The organism is Flavobacterium akiainvivens, from assembly GCF_001278115.1.
Classification (GTDB): Bacteria; Bacteroidota; Bacteroidia; order Flavobacteriales; family Flavobacteriaceae; genus Flavobacterium; species Flavobacterium akiainvivens.
The window spans coordinates 4,478,758-4,499,309 of the sequence record NZ_LIYD01000005.1 but is presented as its reverse complement, the minus strand read 5'-3'; the positions used below and the strand labels follow the sequence as shown (position 1 = coordinate 4,499,309).

At 44.1% G+C, this 20,552-nt stretch carries 25 protein-coding genes; 12 read left to right on the top strand and 13 right to left on the bottom strand.

The annotated features are described in order from the left end of the window. The first annotated feature begins 50 nt into the window (after window positions 1–50). Together AM279_RS20315 and AM279_RS20310 are read left to right on the top strand one after the other, a co-directional pair. Window positions 51–233: a CsbD family protein gene (locus tag AM279_RS20315; protein ID WP_054409982.1), complete on the top strand. Its 183-nt coding sequence runs from the start codon at window positions 51–53 to the stop codon at window positions 231–233. 59 nt (window positions 234–292) lie between these two features. Then, a complete protein-coding gene (locus AM279_RS20310; protein ID WP_316948722.1) occupies window positions 293–844 on the top strand; it encodes an endonuclease V in 552 nt (183 codons plus the stop codon). On the opposite strand, the gene AM279_RS20305 is transcribed toward AM279_RS20310, so the two are convergent. The 7 genes from AM279_RS20305 to AM279_RS20275 all read right to left on the bottom strand — a co-directional run bounded on the left by AM279_RS20305 (window position 841) and on the right by AM279_RS20275 (window position 5,390). Beyond that, on the bottom strand, window positions 841–1,272 hold the full coding sequence (locus AM279_RS20305) for a DoxX family protein (protein ID WP_054409980.1): 432 nt from the start codon (window positions 1,270–1,272) through the stop codon (window positions 841–843). The two genes, AM279_RS20310 and AM279_RS20305, sit on opposite strands and share 4 nt — an antisense overlap. A 220-nt stretch (window positions 1,273–1,492) precedes the next feature. Next, window positions 1,493–2,248: a LytR/AlgR family response regulator transcription factor gene (locus AM279_RS20300; RefSeq protein WP_054409978.1), complete on the bottom strand. Its 756-nt coding sequence runs from the start codon at window positions 2,246–2,248 to the stop codon at window positions 1,493–1,495. 78 nt (window positions 2,249–2,326) lie between these two features. Further along, complete coding sequence (locus tag AM279_RS20295) at window positions 2,327–2,647, bottom strand: 2TM domain-containing protein (RefSeq protein WP_054409977.1); 321 nt, start codon at window positions 2,645–2,647, stop codon at window positions 2,327–2,329. 81 nt (window positions 2,648–2,728) lie between these two features. Beyond that, window positions 2,729–3,022 (bottom strand): 2TM domain-containing protein, encoded by a 294-nt coding sequence (locus tag AM279_RS20290; RefSeq protein WP_054409975.1) that lies wholly within the window; start codon window positions 3,020–3,022, stop codon window positions 2,729–2,731. Window positions 3,023–3,025: 3 nt separating this feature from the next. Next, window positions 3,026–3,352: a 2TM domain-containing protein gene (locus AM279_RS20285; protein ID WP_054409973.1), complete on the bottom strand. Its 327-nt coding sequence runs from the start codon at window positions 3,350–3,352 to the stop codon at window positions 3,026–3,028. 61 nt (window positions 3,353–3,413) lie between these two features. Continuing rightward, entirely contained in the window at window positions 3,414–4,754 is a 1,341-nt protein-coding gene (locus AM279_RS20280; protein WP_054409971.1) for a 2TM domain-containing protein, read from the bottom strand. A gap of 6 nt (window positions 4,755–4,760) precedes the next feature. Continuing rightward, the gene (locus tag AM279_RS20275) at window positions 4,761–5,390 is read right to left on the bottom strand and encodes a hypothetical protein (protein WP_054409969.1); all 630 of its coding nucleotides are present in this window, start codon (window positions 5,388–5,390) and stop codon (window positions 4,761–4,763) included. A gap of 148 nt (window positions 5,391–5,538) precedes the next feature. Between AM279_RS20275 and AM279_RS20270 the strand changes: the two genes are divergently transcribed. The 9 genes from AM279_RS20270 to rplT all read left to right on the top strand — a co-directional run bounded on the left by AM279_RS20270 (window position 5,539) and on the right by rplT (window position 14,232). Beyond that, window positions 5,539–5,799 (top strand): hypothetical protein, encoded by a 261-nt coding sequence (locus tag AM279_RS20270; protein WP_054409967.1) that lies wholly within the window; start codon window positions 5,539–5,541, stop codon window positions 5,797–5,799. Further along, window positions 5,792–6,088 carry a type II toxin-antitoxin system RelE/ParE family toxin gene (locus AM279_RS20265; protein ID WP_054409965.1) on the top strand — a complete coding sequence of 99 codons (297 nt, stop codon included), beginning with the start codon at window positions 5,792–5,794 and terminating at the stop codon, window positions 6,086–6,088. Before AM279_RS20270 ends, AM279_RS20265 begins: the two co-directional genes overlap by 8 nt. A gap of 138 nt (window positions 6,089–6,226) precedes the next feature. Then, window positions 6,227–8,188, top strand: a complete 1,962-nt coding sequence (locus AM279_RS20260; RefSeq protein WP_082344276.1) for a trehalase family glycosidase — start codon at window positions 6,227–6,229, stop codon at window positions 8,186–8,188. A gap of 385 nt (window positions 8,189–8,573) precedes the next feature. Beyond that, window positions 8,574–9,278, top strand: coding sequence for a DUF4339 domain-containing protein (locus tag AM279_RS20255; protein WP_054409964.1), 705 nt, complete (start codon window positions 8,574–8,576; stop codon window positions 9,276–9,278). Window positions 9,279–9,293: 15 nt separating this feature from the next. After that, window positions 9,294–10,691 carry a KAP family P-loop NTPase fold protein gene (locus tag AM279_RS20250; protein ID WP_054409962.1) on the top strand — a complete coding sequence of 466 codons (1,398 nt, stop codon included), beginning with the start codon at window positions 9,294–9,296 and terminating at the stop codon, window positions 10,689–10,691. 226 nt (window positions 10,692–10,917) lie between these two features. Further along, window positions 10,918–12,864, top strand: coding sequence for a threonine--tRNA ligase (gene thrS, locus AM279_RS20245; protein ID WP_054409961.1), 1,947 nt, complete (start codon window positions 10,918–10,920; stop codon window positions 12,862–12,864). A 29-nt stretch (window positions 12,865–12,893) separates the two neighbouring features. After that, complete coding sequence (gene infC / locus AM279_RS20240; protein WP_074961668.1) at window positions 12,894–13,445, top strand: translation initiation factor IF-3; 552 nt, start codon at window positions 12,894–12,896, stop codon at window positions 13,443–13,445. A gap of 141 nt (window positions 13,446–13,586) precedes the next feature. Continuing rightward, a complete protein-coding gene (gene rpmI, locus AM279_RS20235) occupies window positions 13,587–13,784 on the top strand; it encodes a 50S ribosomal protein L35 (RefSeq protein ID WP_054409957.1) in 198 nt (65 codons plus the stop codon). A 103-nt stretch (window positions 13,785–13,887) separates the two neighbouring features. Beyond that, entirely contained in the window at window positions 13,888–14,232 is a 345-nt protein-coding gene (gene rplT, locus AM279_RS20230; protein ID WP_054409954.1) for a 50S ribosomal protein L20, read from the top strand. 76 nt (window positions 14,233–14,308) lie between these two features. On the opposite strand, the gene AM279_RS20225 is transcribed toward rplT, so the two are convergent. Next, entirely contained in the window at window positions 14,309–14,818 is a 510-nt protein-coding gene (locus AM279_RS20225; RefSeq protein ID WP_074961666.1) for a DUF4833 domain-containing protein, read from the bottom strand. Window positions 14,819–14,943: 125 nt separating this feature from the next. Between AM279_RS20225 and AM279_RS20220 the strand changes: the two genes are divergently transcribed. Then, window positions 14,944–16,449, top strand: coding sequence for a DUF2254 family protein (locus AM279_RS20220; RefSeq protein ID WP_054409950.1), 1,506 nt, complete (start codon window positions 14,944–14,946; stop codon window positions 16,447–16,449). A 53-nt stretch (window positions 16,450–16,502) separates the two neighbouring features. On the opposite strand, the gene AM279_RS20215 is transcribed toward AM279_RS20220, so the two are convergent. The 5 genes from AM279_RS20215 to AM279_RS20195 form a co-directional block, all read right to left on the bottom strand. After that, a complete protein-coding gene (locus AM279_RS20215) occupies window positions 16,503–17,393 on the bottom strand; it encodes an SDR family oxidoreductase (protein WP_054409948.1) in 891 nt (296 codons plus the stop codon). Between the two features lie 78 nt (window positions 17,394–17,471). Beyond that, window positions 17,472–18,050: a Crp/Fnr family transcriptional regulator gene (locus AM279_RS20210; protein WP_054410447.1), complete on the bottom strand. Its 579-nt coding sequence runs from the start codon at window positions 18,048–18,050 to the stop codon at window positions 17,472–17,474. A gap of 10 nt (window positions 18,051–18,060) precedes the next feature. Then, the gene (locus AM279_RS20205) at window positions 18,061–18,333 is read right to left on the bottom strand and encodes a hypothetical protein (protein ID WP_054409946.1); all 273 of its coding nucleotides are present in this window, start codon (window positions 18,331–18,333) and stop codon (window positions 18,061–18,063) included. Between the two features lie 173 nt (window positions 18,334–18,506). After that, window positions 18,507–19,349: an isoaspartyl peptidase/L-asparaginase gene (locus tag AM279_RS20200; protein ID WP_054409943.1), complete on the bottom strand. Its 843-nt coding sequence runs from the start codon at window positions 19,347–19,349 to the stop codon at window positions 18,507–18,509. Window positions 19,350–19,434: 85 nt separating this feature from the next. Further along, window positions 19,435–20,385, bottom strand: a complete 951-nt coding sequence (locus AM279_RS20195; RefSeq protein ID WP_054409940.1) for a cyanophycinase — start codon at window positions 20,383–20,385, stop codon at window positions 19,435–19,437. Window positions 20,386–20,552: the final 167 nt, after the last annotated feature.

Sequence of the window (20,552 nt, the reverse complement as noted above, 5' to 3'; positions counted from 1 at the left end):
AACTTGGCAAAACGGGTTGTAATTTTACATTGTAATAAAAACAAAACACCATGCCAAATTCAACTGAACTAAAAGGACACTGGGACGAACTTAAAGGAAAACTGAAACAAAAATATGCCGAACTTACAGACGATGACCTGAAGTATGAGGAAGGCAAAGACGATGAAATGTGGGGACGCATTGAACAGAAAGTAGGCAAAGCGAAAAAGGAAATTCTTTCGCTTTTTCAATAGCCTCTTTCCTTCAAAGGCCATAACCACGTCTTGAAACTGTTCTGTAAACAGAAATCTGTTTGCCGAACAGTTTTTTTTATCTCTTAAAAGTATCGTACTTTGGCGGCATGATCCTCGCATTTGACACCTACTATTTTAACGACACAGCCAAAACGGTAGCCCTTGCCTTTAACTGGCCCGATGATAAACCCCACGCCGTTTACACCGAAACCCTTACCGGTATTGAAGAGTATGTACCCGGTGCATTTTACAGGCGCGAGTTGCCCTGTATTTTAAGCCTGCTGAAGCAGATAGACCTTACCGATATTGACTGCATTATAGTAGACGGCTTTGTATACCTTGACGATAACGCCACACACGGCCTTGGCGCGCACTTGTATGAAGCTTTAAACCAAAAAACACCCATAATAGGCGTAGCCAAAACCAATTTTGCTACGATTGAAAAACTAAAAGTGCCTGTACTTAGGGGTGACAGCAAAAATCCGCTGTATGTAACTGCTATTGGCACCGGCCTTAAGGCTGCTGTAAACAATGTTGCAATGATGCATGGCAGTTACCGCATACCTACATTACTAAGGGAACTGGACAGGCTTACCAAAGACGGTGTTTAGGCTGTTGTTTCCTTTTTGCCAAAAGCCGCTTTCCATGAGCCACAACTCCATAATGGCCAGATAACCAAAAGCGGGTGTAAAAACAGGCGGGTAAGACGCAAACTATCACTATTAAGGCCAAAAGCATCTACATGGTTGGCATATTGCGCATAATTACCGGGAAAGATGACCACAAAAAACAGCGCCACTACCCAGCCTACCACTACTTTATACCTGCCAAGTGCTACAAGCGACAGTCCCAGCAGGATTTCTACAACACCGGAAATAAGCACAACTAAATCGGCTTCAAGAGGAACCCAGGTGGGAACCTGAGCCGCAAAATCATGGCGTACAAAAGTTAGGTGGCCGGTGCCGGTAAACAGCAACAGGCAGCCCAATACTATCCTAAAGATATTTTGGGCAGTTGTAGTAGGTGTGTTTATCTTCATGATTGGAAATATTTTGGTTGGAAATTCTCATTAAAGGTAAAGAATTTACCATAACAAACTAAAATCCAGAGAAGTAAACTCCAAAAACAAATTACAAATCACAAATTACAAGCTGGGCTGCGTAATCATCGCTTTAAAGAATCTGACCTGTACAGATTCAATCAACAAACAAAACTTTAAAAACAACCATAAACCATGAACTACAAACGCGCCTGTGGCGCTACCCCAGCCACTCCCTAAAGTCGTTTACACGTTCCCGGCTTACAATAACCTCGTCTTCTTTGTAGGTAGGCAGGATAATCTTAAGGCGGGAGTTGGTATACACAACAATATCTTTTATGGCGCTTATGTGCACAATAAACTTGCGGCTCACGCGGAAAAACTGCTTGGGGTCGAGCTCATTTTCAAGCTGCTCAAGGGTATTTTCCAGCAGGTAGCTGCGGTTTTCGGTAGTGTGTATGTAGGTGCCCTTGTTTTCGCTGTAAAAGCACTCGGCATCCTCAACATTAACCATCTTAAGGTGCTGGCCCATTTTAATGGTAAAACGCTTCTTGTAGGCCTTTTCAGAAGGGTTTGACAGCATACGCTTAATCTGGTCAAAATCCAGCGACAGCGGCTGTTCCTTGGGCTGGCGTGCGCGGAATTTCTTAACGGCAGCTTCCAGGTCATCTTCATCAATAGGCTTCAGCAGGTAGTCTATGCTGTTAAGCTTAAAGGCACGAAGGGCATATTCATCATAAGCCGTGGTAAAAATAATGGCGCTGCTAATGGGCATGGCCTCAAAAATTTCAAACGAAAGCCCGTCGCTAAGCTGTATGTCCAGGAAAATAAGGTCAGGCTGCGGGTTACTGCCAAACCATTCCAGCGCTTCCTCTACCGAGTGCAGCATGGTTTGGGCCTCAATATCCAGCCTCGCCAATTTTCGCTGCAGCAGGCGCGCCGCAGGCTTTTCGTCTTCAATAATTATTACGTTCATTTAGTTGGTTTGTTTAAAGTTTAAAGTTCTCACTCAACTGTACACCGGGACTGCAAACTGCTATCTGCAAACTGTCCTCTATTCCCACCTGCTGTGCGATTCAGGCTTTTTGTCCATATACTCTTTTATTTTGCGCTCTTCCCAGTCAGACCCCAGGAAAACATCGGTGCCAAATACCCCAAAGGCGTGGCACAAAAGGCCTATACCCCAAAAGAATGCAGTACTAAAGGTGCTCCAGTGCCAAAAATTTTCGCCCTCTTTAAGATCGGCCGTATGCATTATGATAAGTACAATATTTACAATTAAATAGGCCGCCAGGTGCGAATAAAACCCTTTTATAGCCTTTACTTTCTTTTTGGCTTTATCAAGCCTTGCCTGTTCTTCAAATGTTGGTTCCATGATATTTTATATATGTTGTAATGTTTTTAAAGGTTCTTAGGTACTGAGGTGCTTAGGTGCTGAGACTGCGACTGCAAACTACTACCTACGCTCCGATTCATCCTTAAACTGCTTCATTTTGCGGCTTTCCCATTTAGACGGTAGGAAAAACTTGGGCCCGAAAACCCACATGGCGTGCCCCAAAACCCCCAGCCCTGCAACGCCTATCATAATAATAAAACAGCGCTGCCAGAAAATTGCGGCAATGTTAAGCATAAAATAAGGCAGCAGTAATGCTATGTTTATCAGTATATAAATAGCCAGGTGCGTATAAAAACTCCTGAGTTGTGCTACCCGCCTGTAGGCAATTTGCCTGTGGTTGTCTGTTGGGTTCATGGTTTAGTTTTTAAAGTGTTGCTCCTGTTCTTCTCGCTTTCTGCCCTGCTCCATAATCTGGTTGATTTTGCGGGTTTCCCAGTCTTTGCCTAAAAACGGCACCCAGCCAAAGGCAAACATACCCTGTATAATTACGCCCGTACCCCAGCCCGCTATGCTAAACCAAAACCAGTGAAACTCCGGCAGGTATCTCAGATTGATGTATATCAGCACCGGAATAACAATACAAAAACACGCCAGGTTGTAATAAAACCCCTTGATTTCCTTAATCTTATCCTTAGCTTTTTTATAGGCTACGCTTTCTGTGTCAAACTCATTATACGCTTCCATGATTGATTTCTTTTGATGATTGAACTCTGAACAATGAACTTTGAACCCCGAATATTAAGGCCTACTGCCACTTATTATTCCTGTCTTTATCCATCAGTTGCTTAAGCTTACGCTCTTCCCAGTCAGACCCAAGGAACGGCATATAGTTAAACACCGCCATACCGTGTAGCGCCACCCCTATACCCCAGCCCAGTGCCGGGTATAAAAACCACCAGTGGCTTGGGCTTGTTAGCATATTTAGTATGGCCAGGCCTGTAATTACCACAATGTAAGAGAACAGGTTGCCATAAAAGCCTTTTATTTCTTCTACCTTTTTTTGTGCTTTATAGTAAGCAGAATTCTTTTCGTTATATGTAGTTTCCATAATGGTTACTTGTTTGGTTAAAACCGGTAGCTTTACCGTAAAATACTTGTCAGATTCTTCTACCTGCACCTTTCGGGAGGTTATAATGGCATAACGGCTCAGTATATTCTGTAGCCCAACACCGCGGCGGTCCTGAAGTACCTCTTTTTTCTGGAGGTCGTTTTGCACTACCAGATAGCCGTTTTCTTCAAATATGCGAATGTGCAGTGGCTTTTGCTGGCTTACTATATTGTGCTTAATAGTGTTTTCTAAAAGCAGCTGTAGCGAGAGCGGTACCACCAGGGCATCAGGGTTATTAACCTTTTCAGGCAGCTCATAAAACACACTGTTTTCAAAGCGCATCTTGAGCAGGTTCATATAGGTTTTGGCAAAGGCCAGCTCTTCTTCAATACTTACCAGCTCTTTATCCTTCTGTTCCAGCACATAGCGGTACACCTTGCTGAGTGATGTGGTAAAGCGCTGGGCGTTATCGGGGTTTTCTTCGATAAGCGAACTCAGTACATTAAGGCTGTTAAACAAAAAGTGCGGGTCTATCTGGTTCTTAAGGGTTTCAAACTTGGCTGATGCCGTACCCGCAATAATCTTTTGCTGTTTTACCCTGTTTTCCTGGTACTTTTTATAGAAGTAAAACAGGTGCCAAAAGAACGTAATAATTAGCGTAATGGTCATAGCAACATAGTAGTTGCTTAGGCGTTCATCCCGCAGGTGCTGCATAAGGGGCTTCCCTTCTACTAAAACCCTTTGGAATGCGTGGAGCAAAAAAATGATTAGGGCTGACACTACAAAAGAAGACACAAACCCCAGCAATAACCTTTTAGGCGATAGTTTTACTCCTTTAAAAATATGGTCCATCAGGGCAAAAACACCGGTATTAGCCATGTGCAACAGCACAGTGTACAACAATACATAGAGCAGGTTGCGCAGTTGCAGGTTGCTTTGTAAATCGTCTCCCTGCGCCAGCTGTATAAGCACCAGTACCACAAAGATAACCAGCCCCATGCCCACTGCCTTAAATAACTCCCTGATTATAAACTTCATATTGTATTATTTTTTAGTCTGGCACTCCTTAAGAGTCTCTGCTGCGCGGTCTTTACCCCAGTTTGGATGAAATTCGCTCTCCGGCTTAAAGGTATCAAAAAGTTTAATTGAACGCTCTACCTCTGCACACATGGGCTTTATATCGCCGCCAAAGTACTTGGCGCCACCCATTTCAAATTCAGCCTTGCCAAATACAGCACGGGGGTTGTTAGGGTTCAGTTTCATGGCTTTAGTGTAGAGTTCATTTACCTTTCCGCTCAGCTTCATACCGTTTGTCATAGGGTCATATACTATCCATGCGGTTTGTATCAGGGCCTGTATTACCAGTATCTCGCTGTTGTCCGGCGAAATCATCTCGGCGTTATCAGCCGCTGCCTCAGCCTTGGCAAGCAGTGCGCTTATCTTTTCTTTATCCTGTGTTTGGAATGCATCGGTAGTGTTTACCAGCGCCACATAGTAGCTGGGCAGCCAGTTGGTTTTCTCGGCAGCGGCAATGCGCTCAAAAAGTGCCGAAGCCTCTGTACTTTTGCCTTCACCCCACAGGGTAAATGCTTTTTTCATACCGGTTTCATACTGTGTTTGTGCATTAGCAAGGCCAAAGATAAAAAGGAAGAAGGTGGTAAAAACTCGTATCATAACTTTAGGTTTTAAATGGTTGTTGTTATTTGATGAAGCAAAGTTGCACACAAAAACCCACCTTTTAAAAACCTTGTTACCCAGTTGTAGATTTTAGCGGACGAACTGTAAAATTAGGTATATTTGTGTATAAATTAAGCATTTGGATATGAAAAGACTGCTATTAAAAGGAAATTCTAAAGAAGATATAAAACTTATTGCCAACTTCGCCACCAGGCTTGGCCTTACCGTGCAATACCTTGAAGACGAGATTACTTATACCGTACAGGAGCCAGAAATGGTAACCGAATGGGATAACCTTTCTACAGCGCAAAGGCAAGGTATATATGATGCTTTGGAGGATATAAAGGCAAATGGGGGCAAATCTCATAATGATGTTATGAAACAGATGCGCAGCAGGTATGAGTAAAAATATCATATGGTCTTCGCAGGCAGAAAAAGACCTTATAACAATTCTTGAATACCTTGATTTACATTGGTATAAAGAAGTTACAATTACATTTCTTGACATACTTGATCAAAAAGTCATCAAAATAGCAGGACAACCTGAACTCTTTCCATACTTCGACAAAAACCACAACATTCGCAAATGCGTTGTTACCAAACACAACACCTTATATTTCAGGGAAGAAACATCTGAAATCCAGGTACTCCGCATTTATGATGTACGCCAGCACCCTGATAAGCTGCACTTTTAGTTCCACTGAAAACTCCTCAAAACAACCCGCCCTATTTTACCAAAGCCGCAAAACCATGCTAATGATTTGTTAAGCTTCCTCTTACATTTTTGAGAACCGTCATTATTTCGTAAATTAGGATTTTGTACTGATTAACAAATGATTACACCCTCAAACATATTAAAAATGCCGGTACTTTACCTGCCGGCGCTTGTACTATTTATGAGTTGCAGCGATAAATTTATAGAAAGCCAGACCGTTTTTGAACTCCCCGTAGAGCAAACCATACATGACCTGCTTGCGGGCTACGATACCGATGGCGATAAGCGCATTACTAAAGACGACGCGCCCTCTAACAAAGATTACTACATGCTTAGCACTAAGGGAGATACCGTTATTTTGCGCAATACCTACTACATTTCTAACCTGCTCCAGGAGCTGGCCATAGCCAATGACAGCGCCCACCCCACCCTGCTCATCAGCCTCCGCCAGATACAGGAGCCTCCGGCTGAGCGCATTAGCCGCCGCATACGCACCCAGTTTTGGGACGACCTTACCCGCACCATAGATGCCGAGGGCCTCGACCGCATTGCCCATGACGACAAAATGCACGACAGCAAACAACGCATTTATGTACCCTCTACCGACCCGGTTGCCATTGCCTATTTCAAAGATTTAGAGCAGCAAAAACCTAACCTTGAAGTAGTTATACTACCAAAAGACATCACAGCAGAGTACGTGCAGTCCATTAATGAGAAGCCCGGCATCCTGGCCCTGAAGATAGAGCACAACCGGGGCGTACCCTTTGTGGTACCCGGCGGCCGCTTTAACGAAATGTACGGTTGGGACAGCTACTTTGAAGGTATCGGACTACTGATAGACAACAGGTTAGACCTCGCCAAGGCCATGGTAGACAACTTCTGTTACCAGGTTACCCATTACGGTAAGATACTGAATGCCAACCGTTCCTACTACCTTACCCGTACCCAGCCGCCGTTTTTGTCGTCTTTTATAAGGGAAGTGTACCACAAAATGCCCCGAAAAGACAAAGAATGGCTGGCTGAAAGCCTGTATACCTGCATTTTAGAGTATGAAACCGTATGGATGCAGGGCAACCGCTACACCCCCCAAACCGGCCTCAACCGCTACTACGCCGGCGGCATTGGCATACCCCCCGAAACCGAGCCCGGGCACTTCAATGAGATACTCGAAACCTATGCCAAAGAGCGCGGATTGACCATTCAACAGTTTGAGGATCAATACAAAACAGGCCAGTTAAAGAGTGCTTCGCTCGACCGCTACTTTGTACACGACCGCACCCTGCGCGAAAGCGGGCACGACACCTCCTGGAGGCTTGACGATACAGCGGCCGACCTCAATTCTGTCGACGTTAACTCACTGTTATACAAGTATGAACGCGATTTTGAGTACCTTATAAGTAGCTATTTTAAGGATGGTTTTAAGGGCCCAAACGGCAAAATATACACCGGTGCCTATTGGCATGAGCAGGCTGCCAAACGCAAAATGCTAATGCACAAGTATTTATGGAACGAACAGGCTAAAGGCTACTTCGATTACAATGTGAAGACCCAGCAAATAACTGATTTTCAGTCGGCTACCAACTACTTTCCGCTATGGGCGGGGCTGGCAACAAAAGATGAAGCCGCCGTTATGGTAACCTCCCTGATGCGCGAACTTAAAGCCAAAGGTGGCATAACAGGCTCAAGCAGAGCGAGTTTAGAACAATATTCGGGAGGCAGCGAAGTGCAGCGCCAGTGGGACTGGCCCAACGGCTGGGCGCCCCACCAGATGATGCTGTGGCAGGGCCTGCTGAATTACGGCTATGAAAACGAAGCTTACGAACTGGCCTACAGGTGGTTATGGATGATTACCCGCAACGCCGTAGACTACAACGGCACTATACCCGAAAAGTATGATGTAGTAGCCGCCAGCCACAAGGTATATGCCGAATACGGCAACGTAGGTACTGATTTTGCGTACATTACGCGCTCCGGCTTTGGCTGGATGAACGCCTCCTACCAGTATGGCATGAGCATTTTGCCCCACGATTACATTGTAAAATTAGATGCCCTTATCGACCCCGATGAACTGTTCAAATAGTCTACAGTCGCAGTCGCAGTTTTCAGTGCAGTAAAATCTTACGTTTTAAGATAATTTTAACGCTAATTCTTCACTTTCGGAGTTTGTTTTCACGGTGTGAAGGCAAACTTTGTTTTTTGGGCTAATTTTTCCATTTCGAACTCAACCCATTTTCCATTTCGAACGAAGCTTGCGGAGTTGAGAAATCTCAAATTTTACCACCACAAAAAATATTTAGTTTATTTTCTTTTTAGTGTTGATTTTTTTCTTAATTTTGTAATATTGAAATTTTACAGCTTTTACCAAACCAACCAATTTTATCAAGCTCATATTTTTCAGTAATATTTTTTGACATAAGTCGACAATAATATTTTTTTGTTATTTTTAACATTTCTAATTCCTCTCTATGAAAAAATATTATGCCCATGATGGAGCCGTAAGTAAAGGTCCATTTACAATTCAAGAACTTAAGGACAAAGGGATTAAAAGGGCAACTCCCGTATGGACAGAAGGGATGGCCGACTGGGTTAGTGCAGGCACCTTAGACGAACTTAAAGAGCTGTTTGCAACTCCCCCTCCATTTAATGCTACCCCACCACCTTATCAAGCCGCACAACAACCAGTTCAGGAAACACATCAAACATTCGAACCTGAAAAAGAATACACCCCTATCCGTAAAAGGCTATGGTTTAAAGTTACTTTCACTGTGACCCTCTGCGTTTTTGCAATAATACTTTTTGGTAATATGAGCAAAGGCTCAGGGTACGAGCCTGATACTTTTGCTGAGCCTGAACTTACCCCCGCACAATTAGAAGCCCAAAACCCGCAAAATTACCTTAATGCAGGAGGCGGATATCATGAGAACTTCCTGGGCGACAAATTAAAGATTGAAGGCTATATAGAAAACAAAGCAACCGTTACAAACTATAAAGACGCCGTTATACAGGTTACCTTTTACAGCAAAACACACAGCCCGGTAAATACCGAAGAATATGTTATCTATGAATACTTCCCGCACGGAACTAACAAAGAATTTAAGCTAAAAGTAAATAACTATAGCAATATTGAGAGCATTGGATGGAAGGTTATTAATGCTAAAGTAATGAAATAATTTAAGTCTTTATCTATGAGTTTACGACATTCTGATATTGTAATTGACGAAAATAATCCATTTGCTAATTGTAAATTAGAAAGGAAAAAATATGCTGATGTACTTACCCAAATTGTTAAAGCCTATGATACCGGATTTGTTTTAGCCATCAATAATAAATGGGGCACAGGTAAAACGACTTTTGTAAAGATGTGGCAAGCCACATTAGAATTACAAAAATATAAAGCCATATATTTTAATGCCTGGGAAAATGATTTTGAGGATAATGCTCTAACAGCCTTAATGGGCGAATTAAAATTACTGATATCTCACGACTTAAAAGAGGATTTTAAAATCCTACTAAATAAAGGTGCTATTCTGAGTAAACATATATTACCTACTCTTGTAAAAGCCATAGTTGCTAAACATTTTGATCTAAAAGAACTTCAAGATTTTTCTGAAAAAGCTACGGAAGGTTTAACAACAATGTTAGAAGAAGATATTTCGCTCTACATCAAAAAAAAGAAAAGTATAGGCGAATTTAAAGCAGAGCTCGAAAAATTTATAAAAAAGAATAATGATGGTAAACCGTTAATATTTATAATAGATGAACTTGATAGGTGTAGACCCAATTATGCCGTTCAGATACTTGAACAAATCAAACATTTCTTCTCAGTTAAGAACATAATATTTATTCTATCCATTGACAAAGAACAATTAGGAAATGCAATTAAAGGTGTGTATGGCAATGACAGGATTGATTCAGAAGAATATCTAAAAAGATTTATAGATATTGAATATAGCATTCCAGAACCTTCAACGGAACTATTTTGTAGATATTTATATAACTACTTTGATTTTGGTTCTTTTTTTAGCACTCAAAATAGATTAAATATATACGAAACCCGAGAAGACGAAAATCTATTCATAGAAATGTCCATCTTTCTCTTTAAAATATCTAAAACTTCTTTGCGTCAGCAAGAGAAAATATATAGCCATGCGAGAGTTGCGCTTAAGAGTTTCACTGAAAACGGCTATGTATTCCCTCAAATTTTCTTCATCTTAATTTTTATAAAAGTCAATCATAAGGAATTTTACAGCAAAATAGCTGATAAAAAATTGAAGTTAACAGAATTGCAATCTGAATTACAAAAATGGCTAATTACAAATAATATTGAAGAGGATTTATATCAGCAAACTATTATTGAAGCATATTTATTAATATTTTACAAAAACTACATAACAACATATTATTTTAAACCAAAAATATATGAAGGGAATGGCGATAAAAAGGAATGGATAATTAATTCTGTATTTGATAATACACAACATAACTTTAGAACGTTTGTAGATGCATTAGATCATAGACGCTCTGGACCAGGGCTCGAATATTTACTACATAAAATTGAGTTATTAGATAATTTAAAAGATTAAAATACAATAAGTTCTTAACAACATATCCCCGCTGGCGCGAGCGTCTCGCTCGTGCCCACAACTAACCACACGAGCAAGATGCTCGCGCCAGCGACAAAAAAATTCGCGCCCAACCATTCCTATCCCTCCCTAACTCCAACCCAAAAAATTCCTCAAAAAACCCGCAGCACCCCACTCACAACCGCGCAAAAAATTCCCTATATTTGCACCTTATAAATTTTAAAAAATGATAAATATTACACTGCCGGACGGTTCGGTAAAACAGTTCAACGCCGGGGCTACTCCCCACGATGTTGCCCTGAGCATAAGCGAAGGCCTTGCTCGCAACGTTATTTCTGCATCATTTAATGGTACAACCGTTGAAACCAAGACCCCGCTAACCACCGACGGTTCACTGATATTATATACATGGAACGACAAAGAGGGCAAAAAAGCCTTCTGGCACTCAACCAGCCACGTTATGGCGCAGGCCCTACAAGAGCTGTACCCGGGCATTAAGCTTACCATAGGCCCCGCGATTGACAACGGTTTTTACTATGACGTTGACTTTAACGGACAAAACATTACCGAGAAGGATTTCAAAGCCGTGGAAGACCGCGTACTGGCAATAGCCAAAGAAAAATTTGAGTTCACCATGCGTTCGGCTACTAAGGCTGAGGCGCTTGCGTTTTATAAAGCAGAAGAAAACCCATACAAAACCGAGCTGATAGAAAACCTTGAAGACGGTACCATTACCTTTTGCGACCACGCCACGTTTACTGACCTTTGCCGTGGGGGCCACATCCCTAACACCGGCATAATCAAGGCGTTTAAAATTATGAGCGTGGCCGGTGCCTACTGGCGCGGAGACGAGAAAAACAAGCAGCTAACGCGCGTGTACGGTATCTCGTTCCCCAAGCAGAAAGACCTTACCGAATACCTTGAGCTGTTGGAAGAGGCCAAGCGCCGTGACCACCGCAAGCTGGGCAAGGAGCTTGAACTGTTTGCGTTTTCACAAAAGGTTGGGCAGGGCTTACCGCTTTGGCTGCCAAAGGGTGCTGCATTGCGCGACCGCTTAGAGCAGTTCCTTAAAAAGGCGCAGAAGAAAGCCGGCTATGAGCAGGTAGTTACCCCGCACATTGGCCAGAAAGAGCTGTATGTTACATCGGGCCACTATGCCAAGTATGGCGCCGACAGCTTCCAGCCCATCCACACCCCTAACGAGGGCGAGGAGTTTTTGCTGAAGCCGATGAACTGTCCGCACCACTGCGAAATTTACAATACAAGGCCATGGTCATACAAAGACCTGCCAAAACGATATGCCGAATTTGGTACTGTATACCGTTACGAACAAAGTGGTGAGCTTCACGGCTTAACCCGCGTGCGTGGCTTTACTCAGGACGACGCCCACATTTTCTGTACTCCGGACCAGTTAGACCAGGAGTTTAAGAACGTTATCGACCTGGTGCTGTATGTGTTCAGTTCGCTTGGTTTTGAAAACTTTAGCGCACAAATATCACTGCGCGACCAGGAAAACCGTGAGAAATACATCGGTACCGACGAAAACTGGGAGAAAGCAGAGAACGCAATTATCAACGCTGCAAGGGATAAAGGCCTTAACACCGTGGTAGAATATGGCGAGGCGGCTTTCTATGGCCCTAAGCTCGACTTTATGGTTAAGGATGCCCTGGGCCGCCAGTGGCAGTTGGGTACAATCCAGGTAGACTACAACCTACCGGAACGCTTTGACCTTACCTACAAAGGTGCTGATAATGAGCTGCACCGCCCGGTTATGATTCACCGTGCGCCGTTTGGTTCAATGGAGCGCTTTGTGGCTATTTTGCTGGAAAACACAGCCGGAAACTTCCCGCTTTGGCTAATGCCGGAGCAGGCTATCATATTGTCTTTGAGCGAGAAATATGAAAATTATGCCAAAAAAGTTTTACAATTGCTGGAAAATCACGAAATTCGCGCCCAAATCGACAACCGAAACGAGACGATTGGCAAAAAAATACGCGAAGCCGAGACACAAAAGCTTCCGTTTATGCTGATTGTAGGTGAAGAAGAAGAGAAAAACGGCACGGTTTCTGTACGCAGGCACGGCGATGCCGGTAAGAGCAACCAGAGCATGACGGTAGAGCAGTTTGCCGCCCTCGTTCAGGAAGAGATTGACAAGACATTAAAACCTTTCTAAGTTTAACTTAAATATTAAGAGCCATAGCTATTAGAAACAACAGGGGCCCAGCCCGCGTAGAAAAAAAAGATCCGCACAGGATTAATAACTTCATCCGAGTACCCGAGGTAAGGCTTACGGGCGGCGAAAACATTGAGCCAGGTATTTACAAAACATCCCAAGCAATGCAATGGGCTGAAGAGCAAAACCTTGACCTTGTGGAGATATCGCCAAATGCCGAACCGCCGGTATGCAAAATCATGGACTATAAAAAGTTCCTGTATGAGCAAAAAAAGCGCGACAAGGTACTGAAGGCTAAATCAGCGCAGATAACCGTTAAGGAAATACGCTTCGGGCCGCAAACCGATGAGCACGACTACGATTTCAAGAAAAAAAATGCCGAAAAATTCCTTAAGGAAGGCTCTAAGCTAAAAGCATTTGTATTCTTTAAAGGCCGTTCTATTATTTATAAAGAACAAGGCCAGATACTATTACTAAAACTTGCCACAGACCTTGAAGAATGGGGCAAGGTAGAATCGCTGCCGGTTCTTGAAGGTAAAAGGATGATTATGTTCATCGCACCTAAAAAGAAGGCGAAATAAGTCATAAAGACGAAAGTCTAAAGTCATAAAGTCGGTAACGCCTTGTGCGCAACTGACTTTATGACTTTTAAAACTTTAGACTTTCGGCCTTTGACTTTTGACTAAATTTAAAGTAAGATAAATTAAATATAAAGCAAGAAAATGCCTAAAATGAAGACCAAATCCAGTGCCAAGAAACGTTTCAAGGTAACTGGTTCAGGAAAGATCAAAAGGAAGCACGCTTTCAAAAGCCACATCCTGACAAAAAAATCTACTAAGCGCAAGCTTGCCCTTACTCACTCTACCCTGGTTCACCAGAGCGATGAGAAGAGCGTTAAACAGCAATTAAGGATTATCTAATTATCCTGCTGTTTCGGTTAAAACAAGTAATAACCCTGGAGTATGGCTTTTAAGTTCCCGCAACAATAATTAAGGGGCGCCTGCTACAAAAAACATTAAAATTATGCCAAGATCAGTAAATTCAGTTGCTTCAAGGGCCCGCAGGAAAAGGGTTCTTAAGCAGGCCAAAGGTTTCTTTGGAAGACGTAAAAACGTTTGGACAGTAGCCAAAAACGCGGTAGAAAAAGCAATGGTTTATGCTTACCGCGACCGCAAACAAAAAAAGAGGAACTTCCGTGCACTATGGATTATGCGTATTAACGCTGGTGCCCGTCAGCACGGCCTTAGCTACTCTCAGTTTATGGGTAAAGTTAAAGCTGCAAACATCGAGCTAAACCGTAAGGTTCTTGCCGATCTTGCTGCTAACCACCCTGAAGCGTTTGCTGCAATAGTAAACCAGGTTAAATAATAAACGATTTCGTCTAACAACATATTTATCTTACTCCCAAAACCCTGCAAATTGCAGGGTTTTGTTTTTTTCAGCCCTACTTAATATACAACTTTTCAACCGCCTGCTTGCCGGTAGCCTCGTCTTTACCCGTAAACTCAATATACTCTACGCTGGCAGCGCCCTTTAGTTTCAGGAACAGCTTGGTAACTATAAGTTTCTTGCCGTTAACCTCAGCCACAACATAAGGCTTGTTGTTTTTATCCAGCTTAAGGTGCAGTGTCTTTTCATAAGCCGCCAGGGTAAACTCGCAGCTTTGGGCAGCTGCTTTCTTAATGGTAACGCCATACGCCATTTTACGCTGAATGGCCGTTAGCTCACCCTTTACCCCACCCTTTGTATAATCTATACGGTATACCTTAACCGGTTCGGCTGTATTAAATTTTTTATCGGCCTTTTGGTTGGCGTCATACACATAAGTGTTATGATTGTTACTGTGCTGAATATAAAACAGCCTGCCCGGGGCATCGGCCGGTACAGGATACCCCTGCTGAAACCCATTGGCCACAGCAAAAATCAATACAATAAGTCCACACAAATACTTCATATTTATAAAAATACAACATAAAACTGCTTAATACATCCATAAACATCTATTTGTTTTTTAATCCGGCAAAAACTAATAGCGGAAAGCTGATGGCTAAATGTTATATTTGGGTATAATTTACCCCTATGCTCAGAAGTTTAAAAATAAAGGCCGGCTACTGGCTGGAGCACCGCATAAAACACCTTGGCACACTGCTTAGCAGCACCTTTGCTATTCCCGTGGGCTTTATGCTCCTTACTGCCGACCACTTTGTGGGCCTTACACACTATGTTGCCAACGAAAAACTTATTTATGAACGCCTTACCGGTGTGGGCAACATCCTCATTTCTATAGTACTGGGCATTTCGCTTACTACATTTTCGGTGGTATTTGTGGTTATGCAGCTGGCATCGTCGCAGTTTTCGCCGCGTATATTAAGGCATTTCCTGGCTAATGATGTACGCATACAGCAATACATTGGCCTGTTTATAGGTACGGTGGCATTGTGCATACTGCCACAGGCTGCCAGCGCCCTCTTTTATGGCGAGCCCTATACCATTACCCTGCTTACGGGCATTTTTATGGGCATATACTGCCTGGTGTGGAGCTACCCCCGCCTTATTACCTACCTGAGCATCAACATGAATGTAGCGGCTATTATAGACCGCATTAAACAAGAAGTGGTTAAGGAAATAGATATTATTTACCCAGAAAAATGGCAGCCGGGCCAAAGCATGCTGTATGCCGTTTCCCGCCCTGATGAGCACACCTATACCGTTAGCATTACCAGCCGCTTTAGAACCGGCTACCTTGAGAGTATAGACTACCCCCGCTTTGAGCGTGAAGTTACCCGTTTTGTAGATGCCCGCCCCTGGACCAATGGTTTACTGGTATACCAAATGCCGGTAGTGGGAGAATTTATTATGAAAGATGCCGGCCTGCTCCTGGCTGTTCAAACACAAAAAGAACCAACACCGGCACAGGAAAAGGAACTTGCCGAAGCGTTTGCCGCTATTGCAGAAAACGTATTTACCGTTAACACCTTTCGCAGCTACACACAGGATATAAACTTTGGCGTGCGCAAGCTGGTAGACATTGCCATAAAAGCCATATCGCCTGCCGTTAACGACCCTACCACCTGCCTTAACTGCATAGACCACCTGGGCGATATTGCCCACAACCTGCAACTGCGCCGCTACCCCGGTGCCGAAGCCTGTAAGCTCAAATCTAAAAACATTATTGCCAAGGAGTTTAATTTTGACCAGTTTATTGATTTTTGTTTTGACCAGATATACCAGTGGGGTAAAGAAGACCCTACTGTGGTGCGCCGCCTGCTGCAAACCAAAACGTTGCTGGTGCAAAATGCCACTAACCCTTATAATGTTATGGTACTTATACGCCAGGTGCGCGATATGGAAGTACCATTGCTGTATAACGATGCTACCATTGCCGAACGCCACATTAAAATAAACCGCGAAAAGCTGGAAGGCGTTAGGCGTGAACTCGAAACCTTTGAGCACCAGGCCAAATTAAAAGTGCGCAAAATGGAACAGGCCGGGCTGCTGCACTATGCACCCGCCGGCGAAGCCCCCGCTATAGAAAAGAAAGAAGCAAAGGCAATAGGCTACCTTGTTGATTTTATTTCGGGGTAATTCATAAAAAAACCACACCGTTCAGGGTGTGGTTTAGTAGCAATATGCTATTCTTAATCCAGGTAATTGGCGGTAATATCGCTAATCAGGTCGGTTTCTTTAGGTTGCCAGCCCAATATTTCTTTTGTTTTTTCTGCCGATGCCATACAGTTTAAGCCGGCAAAGTGCGTAAACCAGCCAAAGTAAGCCGCAGCATCTTCGCCTGTTTTGCTCACCACCTCAAGCCCCAGCCCGTTGCCTATGGCTTCAGCTATTTTGCCAAACGGCACACCGTCTTCGGCTATTGCATGAAAAATCTTTTGTTCAGGGCGCTTATCCAGTATCAGCCTGTAGATGGCCGCCGCATCAAAACGGTGTACGGTGGGCCATAGGTTGGCTCCGTTGCCCACATAAGCCGCCTGTCCTTTTTCTTTAGCAACACTAACCGCATACGGAACAAAACCGTGGTCTCCCGCACCGTGCACACTTGGCGGCAGGCGCACAATATACACCTCCACACCTGTAGCGGCCACGGCATTGGCAGCCTCTTCGGTAGCGGCACGCGGCACGGCGCCCGAACCTGATGTAAGGGCATCGTCTTCGTTAAAAATACGGTCGTAATGCAAAATACCAATACCCGATGTTATAACCAGTGGCTTACCGCTACCGGCCAGCTCACGGCCCATTATTTCAATAACGCGGCGGTCTGCCTCACAGTTGGCCTTATACTGCGTCATATCATGGTTAAATGCAGTGTGGATAACGGCATCGCTGTTGGCAATACCATAAGCCAGGTCGGCCTCGCTGTTTACATCGCCCAGGTGGGGCGTTGCACCCAGGGCTTCTAATTTTTGCACGCCGGCTTCAGAGCGCGACAGGCCCAATACACTATAGCCGTTACTTAAAAGTTCTTTTACAAGGGCGGTACCCACCCATCCGGTGGCACCTGTTACAAATACTCGCATGGTTTTATAATTTTGATTTTCACCAAAATTAGTGCGGGCAGTAGCCTGTAAAAAAGGTCATTTGACCATAATTAGGGTTTAGCGCTGCAATTGCGCATGGCGAATGCGGGTAAGGGTTTTTAAAGACATACCAAGGTAAGCGGCAATCATGCGCAGGGGCAGGCGCGCGGCAAGCTCAGGGTTAGCCTGAATAAAAGCATCATATTGTTCTTCGGGCGAATTGCTCAGCATTTCAAAAATGCGCCGCCTGCTGCTGTGTACATATTCAGCAATAAGCCCTTCGGCGAATAGTTTAAATTCAGGGATTTCCCTCAGCAACATATCAAAATCGTCTTTCTGCCAAAGCAATACCTCGCTGTGTTCTACGGCGGCTATGCTAAAGCGCGATGGTGTTTGCAGCTCATAGCTTTCCACATCAAGCGTCCAGGTATTTTCGGGCGATAGCTGCAGGATGTGCTCATGGCCATCTTCGGTATTGTTAAAAGTATGCAGCAGCCCTTTTACCACAAATACCTTGTAGCGGCACACATCGCCCACATTAAACAGGGCTTCGTTGCGGGTTAGCCTGCGCTCAAGGGCCAGGCTGTAAATGCGTTGCACCGCTTCATCAGGCAACGGTGCCCTGTTGGTAAGATATGTTTTTAAAGCATCTATCATAACCTCAATTTTACTGTGCTGCCACAATTTGCCATACAATAAGCGCCACAATGCCCACCGGCAAAATATAAGCCGCCAGGAGCAGTTTTTTCAGCCGTTTGAGACGTGGATGCCATTGCGAGTGTTCAGCGTTAGCCAATGCCTTATTTATGCGTGTAAAGCCCGGCCATTTAGCATCAGGAAACACATAGCTAACATATAAAAACTGCCTTTCATAGCCCACCCAAAGGTTGGTTATGGCAGCAAGCCCTATTAGTATGTATGTAATGATTTGGAGTAACACTTTTTTTTATTGAAAGATTTAAAAATTTAATGATTGAAAGATTCAATGCGACAGCATATTTCTTCATTCCTTTCTTCAGGTTCTGTCATTGCGAGGAGGCACGACGAAGCAATCTTTTTGGTATAACAATCATCCGACTTTTGACTTTTGACTTTCACACTTTTGACTTTCGACTACCCAAACACCTCAACCACTTCCCCGTCAAAACTGGCAAACACCATGCTGGGGTGCGAATCCTGGTGGTAGATGTTGCCCTGTGCATCTATAGCTATAGCACCCGCAAAACCGTCATACGGCTTTAGCTCTTCAAAGGTTTTGGCAAAAGCACTTGCAATGGGCAGGCCATCGGTAACGCGGGTCACAATTTTGGCGGCGGTGGCGTTGCTTACAATATCTTCGCCCACACCCGTGCAGCTTACCCCGCAAAAGGCATTGGCATAATTGCCTGCCACAGTGGCTGAGTCACTAATACGGCCCACCATTTCAAAACCTTTGCCGCCTGTAGATGTAGCCACGGCAATTTTGCCATTGGCATCAAGTGCCACGCAGCCCACAGTACCCGTGCCCGTAGCGGCAAGCTTTTTAACAAACTCGGCACGGCGTTCGGGGGTTTCGGTGCTAAAAGCCTCAAACCCGGCCTTACGGGCAAAATGGGTTGCCCCTTCGCCACCTAAAACACGGTCGTCATAAGGCATTAGCTTTTCGGCTACCAGAATAGGGTTCTTTACATCCTGTATGTTAATCACGCCACTCATTTTTTGAGTAGTGCCGTCCATAAGGGCGGCGCTCATGCGTATTTGCCCGTCGCTTTGTATCTGGCTGCCAATGCCAGCGTTAAACAGCACATCGTCTTCCAGCAGCGTAACGGCATAAGCAACGGTTTCTAAAGCCGAATGCGTTTTTAGGTATTCGTATGATTGGGTAACAATAGCGGTAAGCGCGTCCTGCTTGGCTTTCTTTGTAGCCGCATCGGTACTGTATTCGCTAAAAAACCCACCGTGGATTATGATTTTCATAGGCCTCTCCCCCTACCCCCTCTCCAAGGGAGAGGGGAACTCGGGCGTAATATTAAATCGTTAGTATATTCAGGTTTGAGTGTAGCTACTCCCTCTCCTTTGGAGAGGGCTGGGGAGAGGCTTTTTTCTCCCCCTCATCCTCAACCGCCGTCATCAGCGGAATGTGGTATTGCGAGTTGTGTATCTCCATTTGCTGCGTGTTCAGGTCAAAGGTATCATACATGCTCATAACGTGCACCACAAGGTTGTTAATAGAAATAGGCTTGCCCAGCTCTACCTGAGTAAGGTTGGTATCTTTAATCTGTCGGCCATCCACCAGAATAACAAGGCCGCTGCCTATGGCTTCCATCCTGCCGTCACCGGTAATTAAAAGGCCGGTATCTTCGCCCAGGCCAATGCCCAGCACGCGGGGGTTGCCCACCACAGCCTGAAACAGGCGGCCTATGCGCCCGCGCTGCACAAAGTGGGTATCTATAATTACGTTTTGTATCAGGCTCAGGCCACTGGTAATTTTAACCTCACCTTTTAAAAGGGCTTCGCTGCTGCTGCCCTGGTATATCATGTTGTTAGATGCCGCAGCTGCACCGGCAGATGTGCCCGCATAAACAAACTCTTCGTTCTTAAACTTCTCCAGTATAATATCATGGAATTTCGTTCCACCTAAAATCGACGTAAGCCTCAGCTGGTCGCCACCGGTAAACATAACCACATCGGCTGCCTGTATGCGCGCCAGTATTTCGGGGTCGTGTGCCTGTTCGCGGCGCTCAATATACATAAGCCCCACGTTTTTGGCCTTCAGGTATTCAAACGCCTTTACATACTGTGGCCCCACCTCACGCGGAATGACTGATGCCGTGGTAATAACCTCAATACGGCTCTCCTCGCCATGCTTAGATTCGCGTATGATACGCCTTAAAATTCCGGTTTCAAAAAAGTTCAGGTTATTGGCTATGTTCTCGTCGTATGACACCTCTGTAAAGCTGCCTTTATCTACCGCACCGCCAATAATTATAAGTTTTCCAAGTACATTATTCATAGTGCAAAAGTAACTACAAATGCTAATAAACGCAATTACAGGTTAATTATTTCTGTCTATAATGTTATCAAGGTGTGAGGTTTACAAAAAAATAAGGGCAAAGTTACTTTCTGAATGATTTTTTGAGTAATTTTCTAACGAACTAATAACATTTAAAAAATACCTTT